The organism is Actinoplanes utahensis (assembly GCF_016862455.1).
Classification (GTDB): domain Bacteria; phylum Actinomycetota; class Actinomycetes; order Mycobacteriales; family Micromonosporaceae; genus Actinoplanes; species Actinoplanes utahensis.
Genome location: NZ_BOMZ01000050.1, coordinates 29,601 through 45,255 on the forward strand (window position 1 = coordinate 29,601; position 15,655 = coordinate 45,255).

General features: G+C 69.7%; 21 protein-coding genes. 5 read left to right on the forward strand and 16 right to left on the reverse strand.

Annotated features, from left to right (window positions below; translation table 11 throughout):
- Positions 1-141 precede the first annotated feature (141 nt).
- Both Aut01nite_RS19120 and Aut01nite_RS19125 read right to left on the reverse strand, forming a co-directional pair.
- The gene (locus Aut01nite_RS19120; protein ID WP_043525690.1) at positions 142-1,035 is read right to left on the reverse strand and encodes a calcium-binding protein; all 894 of its coding nucleotides are present in this window, start codon (positions 1,033-1,035) and stop codon (positions 142-144) included.
- Between the two features lie 90 nt (positions 1,036-1,125).
- Positions 1,126-1,629 (reverse strand): permease-like cell division protein FtsX, encoded by a 504-nt coding sequence (locus Aut01nite_RS19125; protein ID WP_043525691.1) that lies wholly within the window; start codon positions 1,627-1,629, stop codon positions 1,126-1,128.
- A 131-nt stretch (positions 1,630-1,760) separates the two neighbouring features.
- On the opposite strand from Aut01nite_RS19125, the gene Aut01nite_RS19130 reads away from it, so the two are divergent.
- On the forward strand, positions 1,761-2,069 hold the full coding sequence (locus Aut01nite_RS19130; RefSeq protein ID WP_052163815.1) for a hypothetical protein: 309 nt from the start codon (positions 1,761-1,763) through the stop codon (positions 2,067-2,069).
- 4 nt (positions 2,070-2,073) lie between these two features.
- Here the strand turns inward: Aut01nite_RS19130 and Aut01nite_RS19135 are convergent, their stop codons facing one another.
- The 3 genes from Aut01nite_RS19135 to Aut01nite_RS19145 all read right to left on the reverse strand — a co-directional run bounded on the left by Aut01nite_RS19135 (position 2,074) and on the right by Aut01nite_RS19145 (position 3,602).
- Positions 2,074-2,748, reverse strand: coding sequence for a DUF2786 domain-containing protein (locus Aut01nite_RS19135; RefSeq protein ID WP_043525692.1), 675 nt, complete (start codon positions 2,746-2,748; stop codon positions 2,074-2,076).
- Positions 2,749-2,811: 63 nt separating this feature from the next.
- Complete coding sequence (locus Aut01nite_RS19140; protein WP_043525693.1) at positions 2,812-3,201, reverse strand: hypothetical protein; 390 nt, start codon at positions 3,199-3,201, stop codon at positions 2,812-2,814.
- Between the two features lie 50 nt (positions 3,202-3,251).
- Positions 3,252-3,602 carry a hotdog fold thioesterase gene (locus tag Aut01nite_RS19145; RefSeq protein WP_201775527.1) on the reverse strand — a complete coding sequence of 117 codons (351 nt, stop codon included), beginning with the start codon at positions 3,600-3,602 and terminating at the stop codon, positions 3,252-3,254.
- Between the two features lie 202 nt (positions 3,603-3,804).
- Here Aut01nite_RS19145 and Aut01nite_RS19150 point away from each other — a divergent pair, with 202 nt between their 5' ends.
- The gene (locus Aut01nite_RS19150) at positions 3,805-4,065 is read left to right on the forward strand and encodes a hypothetical protein (RefSeq protein ID WP_043525694.1); all 261 of its coding nucleotides are present in this window, start codon (positions 3,805-3,807) and stop codon (positions 4,063-4,065) included.
- A gap of 1 nt (position 4,066) precedes the next feature.
- On the opposite strand, the gene Aut01nite_RS19155 is transcribed toward Aut01nite_RS19150, so the two are convergent.
- The 4 genes from Aut01nite_RS19155 to Aut01nite_RS19170 form a co-directional block, all read right to left on the reverse strand.
- Entirely contained in the window at positions 4,067-5,344 is a 1,278-nt protein-coding gene (locus tag Aut01nite_RS19155; protein ID WP_043525695.1) for a PrsW family intramembrane metalloprotease, read from the reverse strand.
- Complete coding sequence (locus Aut01nite_RS19160; RefSeq protein WP_043525696.1) at positions 5,341-5,922, reverse strand: hypothetical protein; 582 nt, start codon at positions 5,920-5,922, stop codon at positions 5,341-5,343. The genes Aut01nite_RS19155 and Aut01nite_RS19160 overlap by 4 nt, the downstream gene beginning before the upstream one ends.
- 82 nt (positions 5,923-6,004) lie before the next feature.
- Positions 6,005-6,571: an RNA 2'-phosphotransferase gene (locus Aut01nite_RS19165; protein WP_043525697.1), complete on the reverse strand. Its 567-nt coding sequence runs from the start codon at positions 6,569-6,571 to the stop codon at positions 6,005-6,007.
- Positions 6,568-7,344 carry a class I SAM-dependent methyltransferase gene (locus Aut01nite_RS19170; protein ID WP_043525698.1) on the reverse strand — a complete coding sequence of 259 codons (777 nt, stop codon included), beginning with the start codon at positions 7,342-7,344 and terminating at the stop codon, positions 6,568-6,570. Before Aut01nite_RS19170 ends, Aut01nite_RS19165 begins: the two co-directional genes overlap by 4 nt.
- A gap of 18 nt (positions 7,345-7,362) precedes the next feature.
- Between Aut01nite_RS19170 and Aut01nite_RS19175 the strand changes: the two genes are divergently transcribed.
- Positions 7,363-7,734: a PPOX class F420-dependent oxidoreductase gene (locus Aut01nite_RS19175; RefSeq protein ID WP_043525699.1), complete on the forward strand. Its 372-nt coding sequence runs from the start codon at positions 7,363-7,365 to the stop codon at positions 7,732-7,734.
- 95 nt (positions 7,735-7,829) lie between these two features.
- On the opposite strand, the gene Aut01nite_RS19180 is transcribed toward Aut01nite_RS19175, so the two are convergent.
- Together Aut01nite_RS19180 and Aut01nite_RS19185 are read right to left on the reverse strand one after the other, a co-directional pair.
- On the reverse strand, positions 7,830-8,039 hold the full coding sequence (locus Aut01nite_RS19180) for a BldC family transcriptional regulator (protein ID WP_014687221.1): 210 nt from the start codon (positions 8,037-8,039) through the stop codon (positions 7,830-7,832).
- Between the two features lie 281 nt (positions 8,040-8,320).
- On the reverse strand, positions 8,321-9,160 hold the full coding sequence (locus Aut01nite_RS19185; RefSeq protein ID WP_043525700.1) for a DUF8083 family protein: 840 nt from the start codon (positions 9,158-9,160) through the stop codon (positions 8,321-8,323).
- 151 nt (positions 9,161-9,311) lie between these two features.
- On the opposite strand from Aut01nite_RS19185, the gene Aut01nite_RS19190 reads away from it, so the two are divergent.
- Together Aut01nite_RS19190 and Aut01nite_RS19195 are read left to right on the forward strand one after the other, a co-directional pair.
- Positions 9,312-10,373 carry a Glu/Leu/Phe/Val family dehydrogenase gene (locus tag Aut01nite_RS19190; RefSeq protein ID WP_043525701.1) on the forward strand — a complete coding sequence of 354 codons (1,062 nt, stop codon included), beginning with the start codon at positions 9,312-9,314 and terminating at the stop codon, positions 10,371-10,373.
- 182 nt (positions 10,374-10,555) lie between these two features.
- Positions 10,556-10,789 (forward strand): DUF3073 domain-containing protein, encoded by a 234-nt coding sequence (locus tag Aut01nite_RS19195; RefSeq protein WP_043525702.1) that lies wholly within the window; start codon positions 10,556-10,558, stop codon positions 10,787-10,789.
- 123 nt (positions 10,790-10,912) lie between these two features.
- On the opposite strand, the gene amcA is transcribed toward Aut01nite_RS19195, so the two are convergent.
- From amcA to Aut01nite_RS19220, 5 genes are all read right to left on the reverse strand, one after another.
- Positions 10,913-11,140 (reverse strand): multiple cyclophane-containing RiPP AmcA, encoded by a 228-nt coding sequence (gene amcA, locus Aut01nite_RS19200; RefSeq protein ID WP_043525703.1) that lies wholly within the window; start codon positions 11,138-11,140, stop codon positions 10,913-10,915.
- Positions 11,109-12,212: a cyclophane-forming radical SAM peptide maturase AmcB gene (gene amcB, locus Aut01nite_RS19205; protein WP_043525845.1), complete on the reverse strand. Its 1,104-nt coding sequence runs from the start codon at positions 12,210-12,212 to the stop codon at positions 11,109-11,111. Before amcB ends, amcA begins: the two co-directional genes overlap by 32 nt.
- A gap of 179 nt (positions 12,213-12,391) precedes the next feature.
- On the reverse strand, positions 12,392-13,543 hold the full coding sequence (purM, locus tag Aut01nite_RS19210) for a phosphoribosylformylglycinamidine cyclo-ligase (protein ID WP_043525704.1): 1,152 nt from the start codon (positions 13,541-13,543) through the stop codon (positions 12,392-12,394).
- Between the two features lie 34 nt (positions 13,544-13,577).
- Positions 13,578-15,188, reverse strand: a complete 1,611-nt coding sequence (purF, locus tag Aut01nite_RS19215) for an amidophosphoribosyltransferase (RefSeq protein ID WP_043525705.1) — start codon at positions 15,186-15,188, stop codon at positions 13,578-13,580.
- A 95-nt stretch (positions 15,189-15,283) separates the two neighbouring features.
- Positions 15,284-15,646, reverse strand: a complete 363-nt coding sequence (locus Aut01nite_RS19220; RefSeq protein WP_083999076.1) for a sterol carrier family protein — start codon at positions 15,644-15,646, stop codon at positions 15,284-15,286.
- Positions 15,647-15,655 lie beyond the last annotated feature (9 nt).

Genomic DNA, 15,655 nt, shown 5'->3' on the forward strand with positions numbered 1-15,655 from the left:
CCGGGAAGAAGATCTTGAGGATGCCGCGATCGTAGGACGGTACCGTCTCGACGCGCCTCGACCGTACGGATGAAAAGAAACGGCCCGGCGGAGTCGCCGGGCCGTTCTCGTGGTGGGGTGAGGAGAGGGAGCAAGCGGGGGTCAGGCCACCGCGGTGTAGTACTCGCAGCCGGAGTTGACGGTCCTGGCCGACCGCAGGCAGATGTCGGCGCCGGCGCCGGCGTAGAGGCCGTCCCGGGCGGTGGCCGACGGGCTGGAGACGACCGCGTTGCCGGACCTCTTGTAGTTCTCGGCGATCAGCTTGTCGTCGCCCGCCTCGCCGCCGATGCTGTCGTTGCCGACGCCACCGATGACGTAGTCGTCGCCGACGCCACCGTAGATCAGGTCGTTGCCCGCGTCAGCGGACACGGTGTCGTTACCAGCGCCCGAGTAGATCCGGTCGTTGCCGTCCTGACCGTGGATGAGGTCGTCACTGCCCGCGGTGGAGATGTAGTCGCTGCCGGGGCCGGCCACCACGTAGTCGTAGCCGGTGCCGCCGTAGATGTAGTCGTGGCCGACGTCGCCCCACAGCTCGCCCTGCCCGTTGCGGCCGAGCAGCTTGTCGTTGCCGGCGCCGCCCTGGAGCTGGTCCCGCCCGGAACCGCCGATCAGGGTGTCGTCGCCGTTGGCGCCACCGGCGAGCATGAAGACGCCGGTGTCGTTGCGAACGTAGTCGTTACGGTCGCCGACCCAGACGTCGAGCCGTGCCGTGGCGGCGGAGGTGGTGCAGCGCACCTTGGTCGAGTCAACCCGCGAGCAGCCCGCGCCGGCGGTGAGCGCCACCCGGTCGTCGATCGTGACGGTCCGGCCGGAGATGGTGAGGACGACCGCGTTGGACACACCCAGCAGCGCCCGGAACTCGACCCGGTTGGTGCCGATGACCTTGACGATGCCGGAGGTGGCCGCCTGCGCGGGCGAGGCCAGGACGGCGGTGGAGGCGACTGCGGCAGCGGTGGCGCCGAGCGCGGCAAGAGTCCTGCGGAGAACGACGTTCATAAGGAACCCCCCGTGAGATGTCTGTCGGAAGCGCACAGGACGATACCGTTCCGCCGCAACCGCAAAGACATTGACATGGATGCCACCGGTTCAACAAGACACTTCGGCACCCCATCGCCCGTCCGCAGGCTGCAATACCACCCGAATACGGTCCACTCCGGACAGGTTTCGGATGCCGGGTATCGGGCCGCAGTCGAAGTTGCGGCCGACCGCGGTCAGGTGCAGTGACTCCGGCATCGTCTCCGGCTCGATGCCGTCGAGCTGCCGCGGATCCTGCGCGTGCTTCTTGCGCAGCTTCTCGTACGCCTCCTGCCGCGTCTCGAGCCGCACCCCGTCCCGGGCCGGCAGCGCCGTGAGCGCGTTCTCGACCGCGCCCCGCTGCCGCTCGTCCGCGTCCGGCTGCAGGTACACGGCGACGGTGAACTCACGCTCCGGCGCGTACCGCCATCCGGACAGCAACATCGCCGAGGTGGAGGCGACCGAGCCGAGGACGAGCGTGCCCGCGGCGATCCCGAGAAGCAGCATCGGACGGCGCCGCTCGGTGGCTTCCTCGGTGGTCCATGGGCCGTCGTGGGTCGGATGTGGATCGGTCATGATCCGCAAAGCTATCTCAGCGCATCGACATACCGATGCCCACACCGTCACCCTGGGCTCTTGATGGGCTTCGCTCGGTACATCAGAGTGTTGTCGGGATCGGTCACATCCAGACGCGAGGAGGCGCCGTCGTGGACGGCTTCACCAATGATGCGGAACAGGCTGCGTACACCCTGGCTGAGGCGCTGAGCGAGAAGGCGCTCTCCTGCATGAAGTATGCGGAGGAGGCGGCGGAGGCGTTCCGTTCCGGCAAGATGGCGATGCGCCGGCAGTTCAAGGCGCGCGGGTTGTCCGAGGCGGAGGCCGACATCCGCTATTCCGGCACGTCGGTGGCGGCGCGGGCGATCTCCGACAACAACTTCTTCATGTCACAGGCGTCGATGTACAACAACGCGGCGGCCGCGCAGTACGCGAAAGCCCTTTATCTGAAGAACAAGTGAGCCGTCACGATCGGGTGACCTCGGCGCCACCCAGACGGGCGCTCTGCCCGGCCTGGTAACCGCGGTACAGTCCGGTGCCCTGCAGCCGCCGCGGCCGCATCCTGGCCAGATTCGGGTACATCTCGTCACGCCGGCGCTCGACCAGCTCGGTCCGGTCGACCAGCACGAGCTCCGCGCCGGGCGTCTCCGCGGCCGCGGACCGTTCCGCGTCCCACAGTCGCGTGCTGATCGCCTGGGTGTACCCGACCATCCACGACCGGCGGTACGCCGCCGCGTGCTCGCCCCACGGCACCGGGCTCGCCGCCAGCCCGTGCGCGGCCTGCACCAGCAGCGAGGTGAAGAGCAGCTCGACCCGCTCCAGGTCGGCCGAGTGCCCGAAGAGGTGGCTGCGCGCCAGGCTCCGGCGATCCAGGTGGACGACGCGGCAGCGCATCGGCGCGGCCACGGCGGCCAGCAGTCCGGCCTTCTCCCGCGCGTAGGGCGCGTCGAGGACGATCACCCGGTCCCCCACCGGATCCACCGCCGGGTCGGTGACGGCGAGCATCGCCTGGTCGATGCCGTACTTCGCGATCAGCTCGGCGGCTTTCGCGGTGAACGCCTCGGCTTCACCGGGCGTGCAGGCCGGGTCCTCGGCCATGGCGAGCAGCTTGCGAACACGAGCCAGCAGGGGTTCGGACATCAAACCATTCTGCGGTACGCCGTACGCCTGCTCCCGTGGCCTGTGGACAACCGTTACGCCTTCTCAGGCGGCCCGATGCCGCAGGGTCGCGACCGTGGAACCGGCCAGGGCGAGCAGGCAGTCGGGCAGCGTGCCGTCCGCGATCGCCGCGCCGAACAGCGCCTCACCGGTGGGGAAGTCGCCGTTCACATAGGCGCTGACGAACCGGGCGACCCAGCGCTTGTCATACCGCGCGTCGTCGATGCCGGGGAATTCGAGCGTCCACGCGCCGCCCGCCGGGAATTGCCCGACCATGGTGGCCGCGAGGCACCAGGCGACGTCCCAGGCGCCGACGACACCCTCCCGGTCGACGACGGCGTGGAAGGTGTCGGCCACAGCCGTGCTGTCGCCGCTGAGCGCACACTGCAGAACCTGCGCGGCGTCGTCGAATGCGGTCTGTGGTACTTCGGTCACGTTGGAAAAGGTACGTCGGGCGCGCAAGGATCGCACGAGGACGTGGGATTTCAGGCGCCCCGCAGCAGACAGGTGATGCGAGCGGTGCAGACCCGCTCACCGGACTCGTCGGTGAGGACCACCTCGTAGGTCGCCACGGCACGGCCCCGGTGCACCGGAACGGCCACGCCGGTGACCAGACCGGAGCGGGCCGCCTTGTGGTGGGTGGCGTTGATGTCCACCCCGACCGCGAACGGGCGGTCCACGGTCTGCCCGTGCAGGACGGCGCCGACCGACCCGAGGGTCTCGGCGAGCACGCAGGAGGCGCCGCCGTGCAACAGCCCGTACGGCTGGGTGTTGCCCTCGACGGGCATGATGCCTACGACCCGTTCGGCGCTGGCTTCGGTGATCTGGATGCCCATCCGCTCCGCGAGAGCACCGCCGCCACCGCTGGTGAACAGGTGCTGCTTACCGTCCTCAGCGATATCCACGTCGGCGTACGTTACGCCCGTCATGGGCGGCAACCAGCGACAACCGTCACAGCTTCGGGGACTGATCGATTGAACCGCTGGGTACTGAGCCGGGTCGACCGGCCGCCGGCGGTGGCTGACGAGAGGAGCACCAATGAGTGACCCGCAGGACATCGAGACCCCGCAGACCGTGCAGACCCGCGGCGACGAGCGTGTCGACCTGCTGACCAGCGACGCGAACGGTGACGGCCGTACCGACGTCTGGGTCTCCGACACCGACGGCGACGGCAAGCCCGACCTCTATCAGTTCGACACCGACGGTGACGGCAAGGTCGATGTGACAATGGTCGACCTGGACGAGGACGGCACCCCGGACCACATCGTCGACGGCGACGGCGGCCTGCCGCCCGTCTGAGTCACCCGTCTCCCAGGGCGGACAGCGCCACCCAGACCACGGCGAACGCCAGGAGCGCGGTGCCGACGGTGGAGGCGGTGTGCCGCCACGACCGTGCCCCCTCGACCGCCTCCGGGTGGCCGAGGGCGGCCAGGGTGGCCCGATGGGAGCGCACCTCGGCCGCCCGCGCGTCCACCCCGGTGGCCAGGGCGGCGTCGGCGGTGGCCCGGCTGAGCTCGACGGCGAGGGCGGCCTGGGCACGTTGCAGTCGCCGTACCGCCGCTCGCGCCTGCCGGCCGGCGCTCGCCGCGGCATGCCGCCGGGCCGCACCCCGACGGGAACCGGAACCCAGCACCCGCAGCTCGCCCTCGGTGATCACGTCCCGGTCGCGGACGGCGGCCAGAATCGCCACGTAGTAGGCCGCTTCCCGGTCGTGCGCGCGCCGCACCAGATGAAGGACCAGCAGCAACGGCGGCATCCCCTTGAAGAGCAGCACCGCCAGCAGGGCGAGCGCGCCGTCACCGAAGCCCTCCCGGAAGAGCGGGGAGTTCCACAGCGAGTGCGAGGCCCAGGCGGCCAGCAGGGCGAGAGCGGCGACCGCGAGCCGGTGCCCGCGACCGCGGTCACGCCGGACCACCAGGTAGCCGATGCCCGCCCCGGCCAGCGCGCCGAACAGGGTGTGGCTCCACACTCCGGCGAGGAACCCGCGCACCAGGAACGTGGCGATCACCGGCTGCACCCGGTCGCCCTCCCCGGCCAGTTGCACCGCGCCGACCGCGAAGACCACGTCCTCGACGATCTGGAAGCCCAGCCCGACCAGCGCGCCGTAGACGATGCCGTCCAGCACGCTGTTGACCTGGGTCCGGGCGATCAGCACGATGGCCACCACACCCAGGGTCTTGGCGATCTCCTCGACCGTGGGCCCGGCCAGGGCGGCGCCCCACTCGGCGGCCAGGCCGGGCGAGCCGAACTTGGCGATCAGATTGTCCAGGGCCGTGCTGCCGGGGATGGACACGCTCGTGGCGACCAGGCCGCCCCAGGCGAAGGCGAGCCCCCGCAGGCCGGCCGGTTCCCGTTCCAGGAAGTCCAGCTCCGAGACGAAGAGCCAGAAGGGTACGGCCAGCAGCGCGAACATCCCGATCGCGGTGACCGTGGCGAACGGGTAGCTGGTCAGGAACAGCGCCGCGATCTGGGACATCCGCACCGCCCCGATCGCGAGCAGCAGGATCACCACCCAGAACGCGGGCTGCCGGACGAGCGCCGCCGACCGGGTCACCCCCGGAAGGACCTCGTCGCTCATCTGGCCGTCTCGTAGCGCAGGGTGCGGGTGCTGGCGTCGATGGCGGGCAGAACGTGTTCCAGGTCGGCGTCGGCTCCGGTGACCATCACCTCGATGATCAGTCCGTGGGCGACGAAGACCGCGTACCGCCCGTCCCGGTCGCCGGCGGTGTAGCCGCCCTGGACCCCGGCCAGCCCACCAGCCGTGGAGACGGCGAGCTGGGTGCCGCTGACCTGGTGCCCGGAGATGCCGGTGAGGCGCTGGCGGAGCCGCACGGCGGCCGCGGTCAGGTCACCGTCGAAGGGCTCGACCTCGATCGCGTATCGCACCCGGCCGAGGCGGAAGAGGACCGTCCCGCGGTCGTCGCCGGGGCGGGTGCCGGTCACGTCGAGGTCGGCACCGGGTGGCGGAACGACGGTGACACCGGCCGCCACCGGGTAGGGCAGACCGGAATCGACCGGCCGCCCCGCCGGCACGGCGCGATCCAGCGCGGGCAGGCCGAAGGCCAGAGCGGCCAGGATCGATGCCAGCGCGAGGGCGGCGGGCAGACCGAGGGTGCCGGGAAGATCGGTGAGCTGACGCCGAGTGACCCTCCCCATCCGTCCAAGTTAACGGCGGTTCCGGGTCGGTGTCCCGCGAACGGGTGACCGGCCACAGTGGAGGTGGAATCGACCTGGCAGATTACGGATTTGTCCGTTTTACCGACAGGTGCTGTGGCGGTACGACAGCGGTCAGCCATACCCCGTTGTCACTGCGGTGGAACACATGCCCCTCCGCGGCCATCACCTCCGCCGCCACGCTGAAGACCACCACGTCCGGCGAGCGCCGCCGGCCGACGGTCAGGGCCGTCGGCACATCCACCGACAGGTGGACGTGGTGCCGGCTCCGCGGCCGCAGCCCCTCCCGCAGGATCGCCTCCAGGTTCACCCGCGGGGTGCCGTGGAACAGCTCGGCGGGCGGCGTAGCGGTCGGCAGATCGAGATCCACCACGACCCGCCGGGAATGCCCCTGGCTCGCCCGGATCCGGTCGGCGCCGTCCGGGCCGGCGGACACGGCGAACCGTGCCTTGTCGTTGTTCTCGACCACGTGGTCGAGCTCGGCGCGGGTGATCCCGAGCGCCGTGAGCAGGTCGGCGACCGGCACCCAGCCGTTCGCGTCGAGGGTCAGGCCGGCCGTCTCGGGCCGATGCCGCAGGACCATGGCGATCCGCCGGCTGAGGCGGACCTGGTCCCGGGTGAGTTCGGTCATCCGGTGTACTCCATGACCGCAAGGTAATACGGGTGGTCCCGGTCGTCGATCGATGTGAGCCGCCACGACGTGCCCTTCAGCAGCGCCGAGAGCTCCTCCACCGAACAGTTCAGGTAGTCGAACCAGTCGCTGGCGAGTTCCCGGTACCGCAGCCGCAGCCGCAACTGCCCACCGAGGCGGCCACGCGCCCGGTTCGCCTCGTGATAGCCCACGTGCACCGGATCGGTCGTCCCGTACGGATCGGTGCCCTGCGCGATGATCCGCGCGCCCGGGACGGCGAGCCGGGCCAGCGCCGCCAGGAAGACCGGCGCCCGCTCCGGGCCCTCGATCAGGCCGAGGTTGTTGCCGAGAAGCAGGAAGGTGTCGTACCGGACGGTGGCCCGGGAGAACTCGTCGACGGTGTTCAGCACGGTGTCCCGCAGCCCGCGCCGCCGGGACACCTCGATGGCGCCCTGCGAGGTGTCCAGCCCGGTGACCGCGAACCCGCGCTGCTGCAACTCGACCGCGATCCGGCCGGCGCCCACCCCGATGTCCAGCACCCGGCCCCGGCACATCCCGGCGGCACGATGGTCGAACGGCCGCCAGTCGGTCGGCTCGCTCAGGTAGTGATCAGCGAGAGCGCCGTTGATCAGGCCGTCGTCCCGTTCGATCACCTCGATCACCGGCCGCGGATATCGTCCACCCGCCAGCGGGCGCGGCCCGGTGCCCGTGTGCACCGCGTACGCGTCGCGGATCATCTCCCCGAACGCATCCCCTACCACCGGCTGAGTCATGGTCAATACTCTTGATCCATGACCGCACTGGAGCAACTCGGCTCGCAGAAGTACGTCCTTCTCACCACGTTCCGCAAGGACGGCCGGGCGGTCGCGACCCCGCTGTGGGTCGTTCCGGACGGCGCCGGCCTCGGGTTCTGGACCGTGGCGGGCAGCGGCAAACTCAAGCGCATCCGCAACAGCGGGCGGGTCACGGTCGCCGCCTGCGACATGCGGGGCAACCCGACCGGCGAGGCGATCGAGGCCACCGCGCGGATCGGCGACCACGCCGACCGGCTGCGCGTCGGTGCGGCCATCAAGAAGAAGTACGGCGTGGTCGGCCGCCTGACCATGCTCGGCAGCCGCCTGCGCCGGGGCGTCGACGGCACGGTGGCCGTTCTCGTCGACTAGCTCTCCCCGTACCCCGGAAGAGGGATCTTGGAAACGAAGAAGGGGCGATCGCCTTCCCCAGCGCTCGCCCCTTGCTACGTTTTCGGTCGACTGGGTCAGTCGCCCTGGCGCTGCGTGGGAATCTGCCCCTGCAGCAGGGCGCGGACCTCCGACTCACGGTAGCGACGGTGGCCACCCAACGTGCGAATTGCGCTGAGCTTGCCCGCCTTCGCCCACCGAGTAACGGTCTTCGGGTCGACACGGAACATCGACGCCACCTCGGCCGGCGTTAGTAGCGGCTCAGGATCGTGCGTACGCGATGCCATCGGTCACTCCTCCACAGGTGCCTAAAAACATCGGCCGGGGTCCCGCCGGCCGGTGCGTCTCTCATGGTCCGGCTAGTCCCCGATGTCCGACATGGGCCGAACGGACGAACGTCCCCAGATAGACGGATGAAGCATGCCCGATTTTTGCGCGTTTTATACGCCAGATAGTGCCGCGTTTGGTCCTATTATGACGCTTCGCGGAGCGGCAATTACGAAGAGTGCTCGCTTCGGGAGCGCTTCCACGAGCCGCGAAACATACCCGTGTGTCCTGTTTTCGCAGGTCAGTTGCATCGCTCCAGAAGTTGGACGATGCGCCAGCGCGCGACCAGCTTCTCGTACGCCTCGCTTGCTGACTCAGCGTCACTGCGAGAAAGTGCGGAAAGTCCGGCTGCCACCAATCCGGGGGAATCGTCCTCTGCGAGGCTGTCCTCCGGGAGGAGGTTGACGAGGCCGCCGTAGTCCAGCTCCACCACCGAACGTGGATGGAACTCCTCCAGCCAGCGGGTGCCCTCCTCGACGGCCTCGGTGATCGGGGCGTCGCCCAGCGACTTGCGCAGCACCGAGACGGCCCGGTGCGCGCGGCGCCGCGCCTTCGAGATCTCGGTCCGATAGCGCAGCACCCGCCGGCGGCCGGTCAGCGCGATCTCCCGCTCGTCGAGGTCGACGAAGGCGAACCAGCGCAGCGGGACGCCCCACGTGGCGATCTGCTCGTGCACCCGGGGCACGCCCTGCTCGAGGACCTTGGCGCCGCTGCGCCAGTCCTCCACGACCGCTTTCGCCTGACCGGCCAGCACCGGCGGGACGAACGCGTCGGCGAGCACGGCGGGCACCCCGTCCCGCGCGTTGAGGGCGGCCTCGGCGACCCGGAGACGCAGGTTCCACGGGCAGACCAGCACCGAGCCGTCCCACTCCAGCACATAGGCCTCGTCGGGCAGGTCGGGCAGCCGGGTCCAGCCGGCGCCCAGCGCCTCCAGCACCGCGGTGCGCTGCCGGGCGGGACCCTCGACCAGGCCCAGGTCACGACCCTCGCGCGCATAGTCGCGCCAGTAGACCTGCCGCTCCCGGTCGAAGGCGGTCAGTGGCTCGTAAACCCGTAGGTACGACGCGAACAGTGACGGCACGGCGCGAGTCTTTCACGAATCCGGCCGAGGGGAACTTCCCGCGCGGACGTAATCGCCTCTCTATCCGCGCGACTACGCTCTGCGGTACCGGCTCACCCCGGCCGGGATCATGGCCCCACGAAGGCCACGCACGAGATCAGGAGAATTGAACATGGACGTGTTCGACGTCAACGGGCACGAACAGGTCGTCTTCTGCCAGGACCGGGCGACCGGACTGAAGGCGATCATCGGCATCTACTCCACGGCGCTCGGCCCGGCGCTCGGCGGCACCCGCTTCTACCCGTACGAGAGTGAGGCGGCCGCCCTCGCCGACGTGCTGAAGCTGTCCCGCAGCATGGCCTACAAGAACGCCATGGCCGGTCTGGACCTGGGCGGCGGCAAGGCCGTCATCTGGGGCGACCCGGCTCAGCTCAAGAGCGAGGCGTTGCTGCGGGCGTACGGCCGGTTCGTCGAGTCGCTGAACGGCCGCTACTACACCGCCTGCGACGTCGGCACCTATGTGCAGGACATGGACGTGGTCGCCCGCGAGACCCGGTACGCGACCGGCCGCAGCGTGCAGCACGGCGGTGCCGGCGACTCCTCGGTCCTGACCGCCTGGGGCGTCTTCCAGGGCATGCGGGCCACCGCCGAGCACACCTGGGGCACTCCGTCCCTGCGTGGCCGTACCGTGGGCGTCTCCGGTCTCGGCAAGGTCGGCAAGTACCTCGCCGGCCATCTGCTGGAGGACGGCGCCGAGGTGGTCGCCACCGACGTGAGCGAGGCCGCCCTCGACTGGGCCCGTTCCACCCACCCGCAGATCAGCCTGGTGGCCGACACCGAGACGCTGATCACCTCGGACATCGACGTCTACGCGCCGTGCGCTCTGGGCGGCGCGCTGAACGACGACACGGTGCGGGTGCTGCGGGCGAAGGTGGTCACCGGTGGCGCCAACAACCAGCTGGCCCACTCCGGCGTCGGCAAGCTGCTGGAGGACCGCGGCATCCTCTACGCCCCCGACTACGTGGTGAACGCCGGCGGCGTGATCCAGGTGGCCGACGAGATCCAGGGCTTCAACTTCGAGCGGGCCAAGCTGCGCGCCACCGGGATCTTCGAGACCACCCGGCGGATCCTGAGCCTCGCCGACGACGAGGGCGTGCCGCCGGCGGTCGCCGCGGACCGGCTCGCCGAGCGGCGGATGGCCGATGTCGGCCGTCTCCGTTCCATCTACCTTTAGGGCTTTCGTGGGGCCTGCCGTGCGACGCCGGAGAACATCCACCACGACGCGCGGCAGTGTCACACGCAACCCGAGGTGCCGAACGCGCCATCGTCCATGTACCGTAAGACCCACGAGAGATGCCTGACGTCATCGGGGCCCGCCTTCGGGCTGCCCCGAATTCTGTGCGAGGGGGTCGAGCCATGGGGCGCGGCCGTGCTAAGGCCAAGCAGACGAAGGTGGCCCGGGAGCTGAAATATCACTCCCCGAACACCGACCTCACCGCCTTGCAGCGCGAACTGGCGGGTGCCGGTAAGTCCGACCGTCACTTCGACGACGACAACGATGAGTTCGTCGACGATGACGAGGACGACGGCGATGATGACCAGGACACCTGGGCTAGCCCGGACACCTGGTCGCCTACAAGGCGGCACTGACCCGTTCTGCACAGAGCACGCGGCGTGACCGCGTGCTCGCGTGTGTCACGCGGTCACGATTCCTACGGTTGACAGCGAAGCCCACGCGGGCAATCTCCGCGTGGGCTTCGGGCCAGTCGCGCTTCAGCGTGGCCGGTTGTTCCAGTTGTAGAACGTGGGAATGTTCTCGAAGTGGTTCCAGGCGCACACCGCCGAGCCGCCGTCCCGCGGTGTCTCCTCGGCGCGCTGTTGTCTGGCCACCTCCGCCTCCGCGATGAGCGCGGCCAGGCCAGCCCGGGTGTCGTGCACCCGCGCCGTCACCGGATCCGTCTCCACGCCGTCAGACAGCCGTGGCTTCGTGATCTCGGGCATGATCCAGCACTCCCTCAAGTAGGCGAATCTTGCTGTTCCGGCAGTGGTTCGTCTCGGTGACGTCGAACCTGCCGTGTTCGAAGTACCGGTTCGCGGCGTGCGCGCCCCCGCAGAAGCCGAAGTAGGGACAGGTGTCCCGGCAGGCTTCGATCCCGCGCAGGAACTCGCCGATCCACGGTGTGCCCGCCGCACCGGCGAGGATCTCGGGCAGCGGTGTGGTCAGCACGTTGCCGCTGGTGAAATCGCCGTACCGCGGGTCGTGGAAACCGGCCAGCTCGGGCGAGAGCAGCACCACCGACCCGTCGTACGCGATCGTCGGAATCGGATCCAGCCGTCGCGGCAACAGGTCGTCGGCGTTGCCGTCCAGCACCGCCGCGGCGTACCGCAGGGACCACTCCACCTCACGCAGGTGGATCCGGGGCTCGCGGCGCCAGGCGGTCACCAGCTCGGCCCAGAAGGCGCTCACCGCCGCGGGGTCGTGGCTGTTGTGCCGGGTGTTGACGCCCTCGGTCTCCTCCACGTTGATGCCGAGCACCTCACAGCCGAGGCCCAGGAAGTACTCGTACAGCTCGGTGGCGACGCCGGGGCCCGGCTCCCCGACCACGCAGAGCGCGGAGAACGGGATGCCGTGCGCCCGCAGCCGGTCGATACCCCGCACGATCAGGTCGTAGGCGGGTTTCCCGGCTCGGTCGACCCGGTCGCCGTTGCGCGTCCGCGGACCGTCGACGCTGACGCTGACCCGGACGTCGTGCTCGGTGAAGAACGCGCACCACTCGTCGTCGATAAGCGTCGCGTTGGTCTGCACGTGGTGCTCGACGCCCGGACCGAACGGCGCGAACAGCGCCGCCAGATGCGCCCGGCCGGCGGCCAGCGGCTCACCGCCGTGCCACACCACCGAGAACCTGCCGGTACGGACGTAGTCCGCCACCCCGGCGGCCACCGCCTCGGCCACCGCCACCGGCATCCGCAGATTCTCCCGCCGGAACGGCAGATAGCAGTAGTCACACGCCAGGTTGCACAGCGTAGTGGGCTGCATGACGACGTAGCCGGGCTCTGCCGAGATGCCCCGCATCCCGCTCCAGGCGACCGTCATGGTCATGCACACTCCCGTCCGGCTTTCGCGACAAACCCTAAGCCTCGCGGTCCAATAAGCATGCGAAAGATCCGCATGTGCCGGACATCAGCACACACGGATCATTTCACGTCGGACTATTCCGAACCAGAATCACTTTCCGGTCGACGCCGTCACTCTCAGCCGCGGGTGTACGAGCCCATCATCTGGACCTCGCCGCTGCCCTCGACGACCTCGCCGACCTGCCACGCCTCGACACCACGGCCGGTCAGGTACGCCATGGCACGGTCCGCGTCGTCGGAGGAGACGACCGCGAACATGCCGACACCCATGTTGAAGGTGGCCTCCATCTCCGAGTCCTCGATCCGGCCCTTGGCCTGGATCAGGTCGAAGATCGGCTGCGGGCGCCAGGTGGAGCGGTCCACGATGGCGTCCATGTTCTCGGGCAGCACCCGGTTCAGGTTGCCGGGGATGCCACCGCCGGTGACGTGCGAGAACGCCCGCACCTCGGTCTCCTCGATCAGGCCCAGGCAGTCCTTGGCGTAGATCTTGGTGGGGGTGAGCAGTTCCTCGCCCAGGGTGCGCTGGGTGCCGAAGTCGTCGACCACGGTGTCCAGGCGCATCCGGCCGGCGCCGAGCAGCACGTGCCGGACCAGCGAGTAACCGTTGGAGTGCAGACCGGAGGAGCGCATCGCGATGACCGCGTCGCCGAGCTCGACCCGCTCCTTGCCGAGGATCTCGCTCTCCTCGACCACACCCACGCCGGTGGCGGAGACGTCGTACTCGTCGGGGCGCAACACGCCGGGGTGCTCGGCGGTCTCGCCACCGAGCAGGGCACAGCCGGCGTACCGGCAGCCGTCGGCGATACCGGCGCCGATCTCGGCGACCTTGTCCGGGACGACCTCGCCGCAAGCGATGTAGTCGAGCAGGAACAGCGGCTCGGCGCCGCAGGCCACCAGGTCGTCGACGACCATCGCGACCAGGTCGATGCCGATGGTGTCGTGGATGTCGAGTTGCTGCGCGATGACCAGCTTGGTGCCCACACCGTCGGTGGACGAGGCCAGGATCGGGCTCTTGTACTTCGCGGCGTTCAGCCGGAACAGGCCGGAGAAGCCACCCAGGTCACCGATCACCTCGGGCCGGGAGGTCTTCTTCACCTTCTGCTTGAGCAGCTCGACGGCACGGTCACCGGCTTCGATGGAGACACCCGCGGCTGCGTACGTGGCCGAGCGCTTGCGCACTCCGCGGCCGGAGCCCGCCGTCCAGAGCTGACGGTCGCCTCCTTCGGCGCCGTTGGATCCGGCACTGCTGCGCTCGGACACGTGCGTCACGGTTCTCCCCTTAGCGGTTCTGTGTAACTGAAGGTCACGGGTGGTGCAGCGCGTTAGCGCCACCGGGGCTGGCCACCAGCGGCTCCGATGCCGGGCGGTCGTCGCCCGCGTGCTCGCGGGCCTCGTAGTCGGTCTCGAGATCGGCGACGGCGGCCGTGGCCGCGTCGGCGGAGGCGCCCGGCATCGAGGCGCGACGGCCGACACCCTCCAGGACGTGCTTGCCGATCAGGTCACTGGTGGGCAGCTCGATCGGGTACTCCCCGTCGAAGCAGGCCATGCAGAGCCGGGACTTCGGCTGCTCGGTCGCCTGGACCAGACCGTCCAGCGAGACGTAGCCGAGGCTGTCGGCGCCGATCGACCGGCGGATGCCGTCGATCTCCAGGCCGTTGGCGATCAGCTCGGCCCGGGTCGCGAAGTCGATGCCGTAGAAGCACGGCCACTTCACCGGCGGCGACGAGATCCGGACGTGGATCTCCAGCGCGCCGGCCTCCCGCAGCATCCGGATCTGCGCCCGCTGGGTGTTGCCGCGCACGATCGAGTCGTCGATCACGACGATCCGCTTGCCGCGGACCACCTCGCGCAGCGGGTTCAGCTTCAGCCGGATGCCGAGCTGACGGATGGTCTGCGAGGGCTGGATGAAGGTCCGGCCGACGTACGCGTTCTTCATGAAACCGGCGCTGTACGGGATACCGGAGGCCTCGGCGTAACCGATGGCGGCCGGGATGCCCGACTCGGGCACACCGATCACCAGGTCCGCCTCGACCGGGTGCTCCTTGGCCAGCTTGCGGCCGACCTCGACGCGGGCCGAGTAGATGTTGCGGCCGGCGATCGTGGTGTCCGGGCGGGCCAGGTACACGTACTCGAAGAGGCAGCCCTTGGGCTCGGGCGCGGCGAACCGGCTGGACCGCAGGCCGTGCTCGTCGATCGCGATGATCTCGCCGGGCTCCACCTCGCGGACGAAGCTGGCGCCGGTGATGTCCAGGGCCGCGGTCTCGCTGGCGACCACCCAGCCCCGCTCCATCCGGCCGAGCACCAGCGGGCGGACGCCCTGCGGGTCGCGGGCGGCGTAGAGGGTGTGCTCGTCCATGAAGACGAAGCTGAAGGCGCCGCGCAGGGTCGGCAGCAGCTCGAGCGCGGCGGCCTCGACCGAGAGGTCGGGACGCCCGGCGAGCAGCGTGGTGACCAGGGCGGTGTCGGAGGTGGAGTCGCCCACCTCGAGGCCGCGGTCGGCGACTTCCTTGGCCAGCTCGGCGGTGTTGACCAGATTGCCGTTGTGAGCCAGGGCGATCGTCGTGCCGGCCGGGGTGGCCCGGATGGTGGGCTGGGCGTTCTCCCAGTTGGAGCCGCCGGTGGTGGAATACCTCGCGTGGCCGATCGCCAGGTGGCCGCGCAGGCTCGCCAGCGTGGGCTCGTCGAAAACCTGGGAGACCAGGCCGATGTCCTTGTAGACCACCACGCCCGAGCCGTCACTCACCGCGATGCCGGCGGCCTCCTGGCCGCGGTGCTGCAGTGCGTAAAGCCCGAAGTACGTGAGTTTGGCGACCTCTTCCTCGGGGGCCCAGACGCCGAAGACGCCACAGGCGTCCTGGGGGCCGCGTTCCTGGGGGTCGAGATCGTCGGTCAGTAGGCCGTCGCCTCGGGGCACCTGCTCGCTCCCTCATGTCGGGTCTGCACGAACCTGAACTGGCCGGTCCGTCCGACCGACCAGTGTACGCGAGCCTGCGGGAACGCCACCCTGGCTCAGGAGTCGATCAGTGGCAGGTACTCGGAGATGTCGGTACGGATTCCGCTGGCCCGGACCCGTCCGGCGCCGACCGCCTCGTGCCACGGCAGACGGCCGGAGGCCACGAGCAGCCACGTCATCGGATCCGTTTCCACCACATTGGGCGGAGTGCCGCGCGTGTGCCGCGGACCGGCAACGCACTGAATCGCACCGAAAGGTGGAATACGCACCTCCACCGAACGGCCAGGCGCTCGGCGGGACAACTCGGTCAGCAGTGCTCGCACGGCATCACGGAGCACCACGCGCGCCGGTTCGGCACCCCGGTCCAGCGCGTCCAGCGCCTCATGAACCGACTCGGAATTATTGTGCGCAGAGGACATGTCGGGACG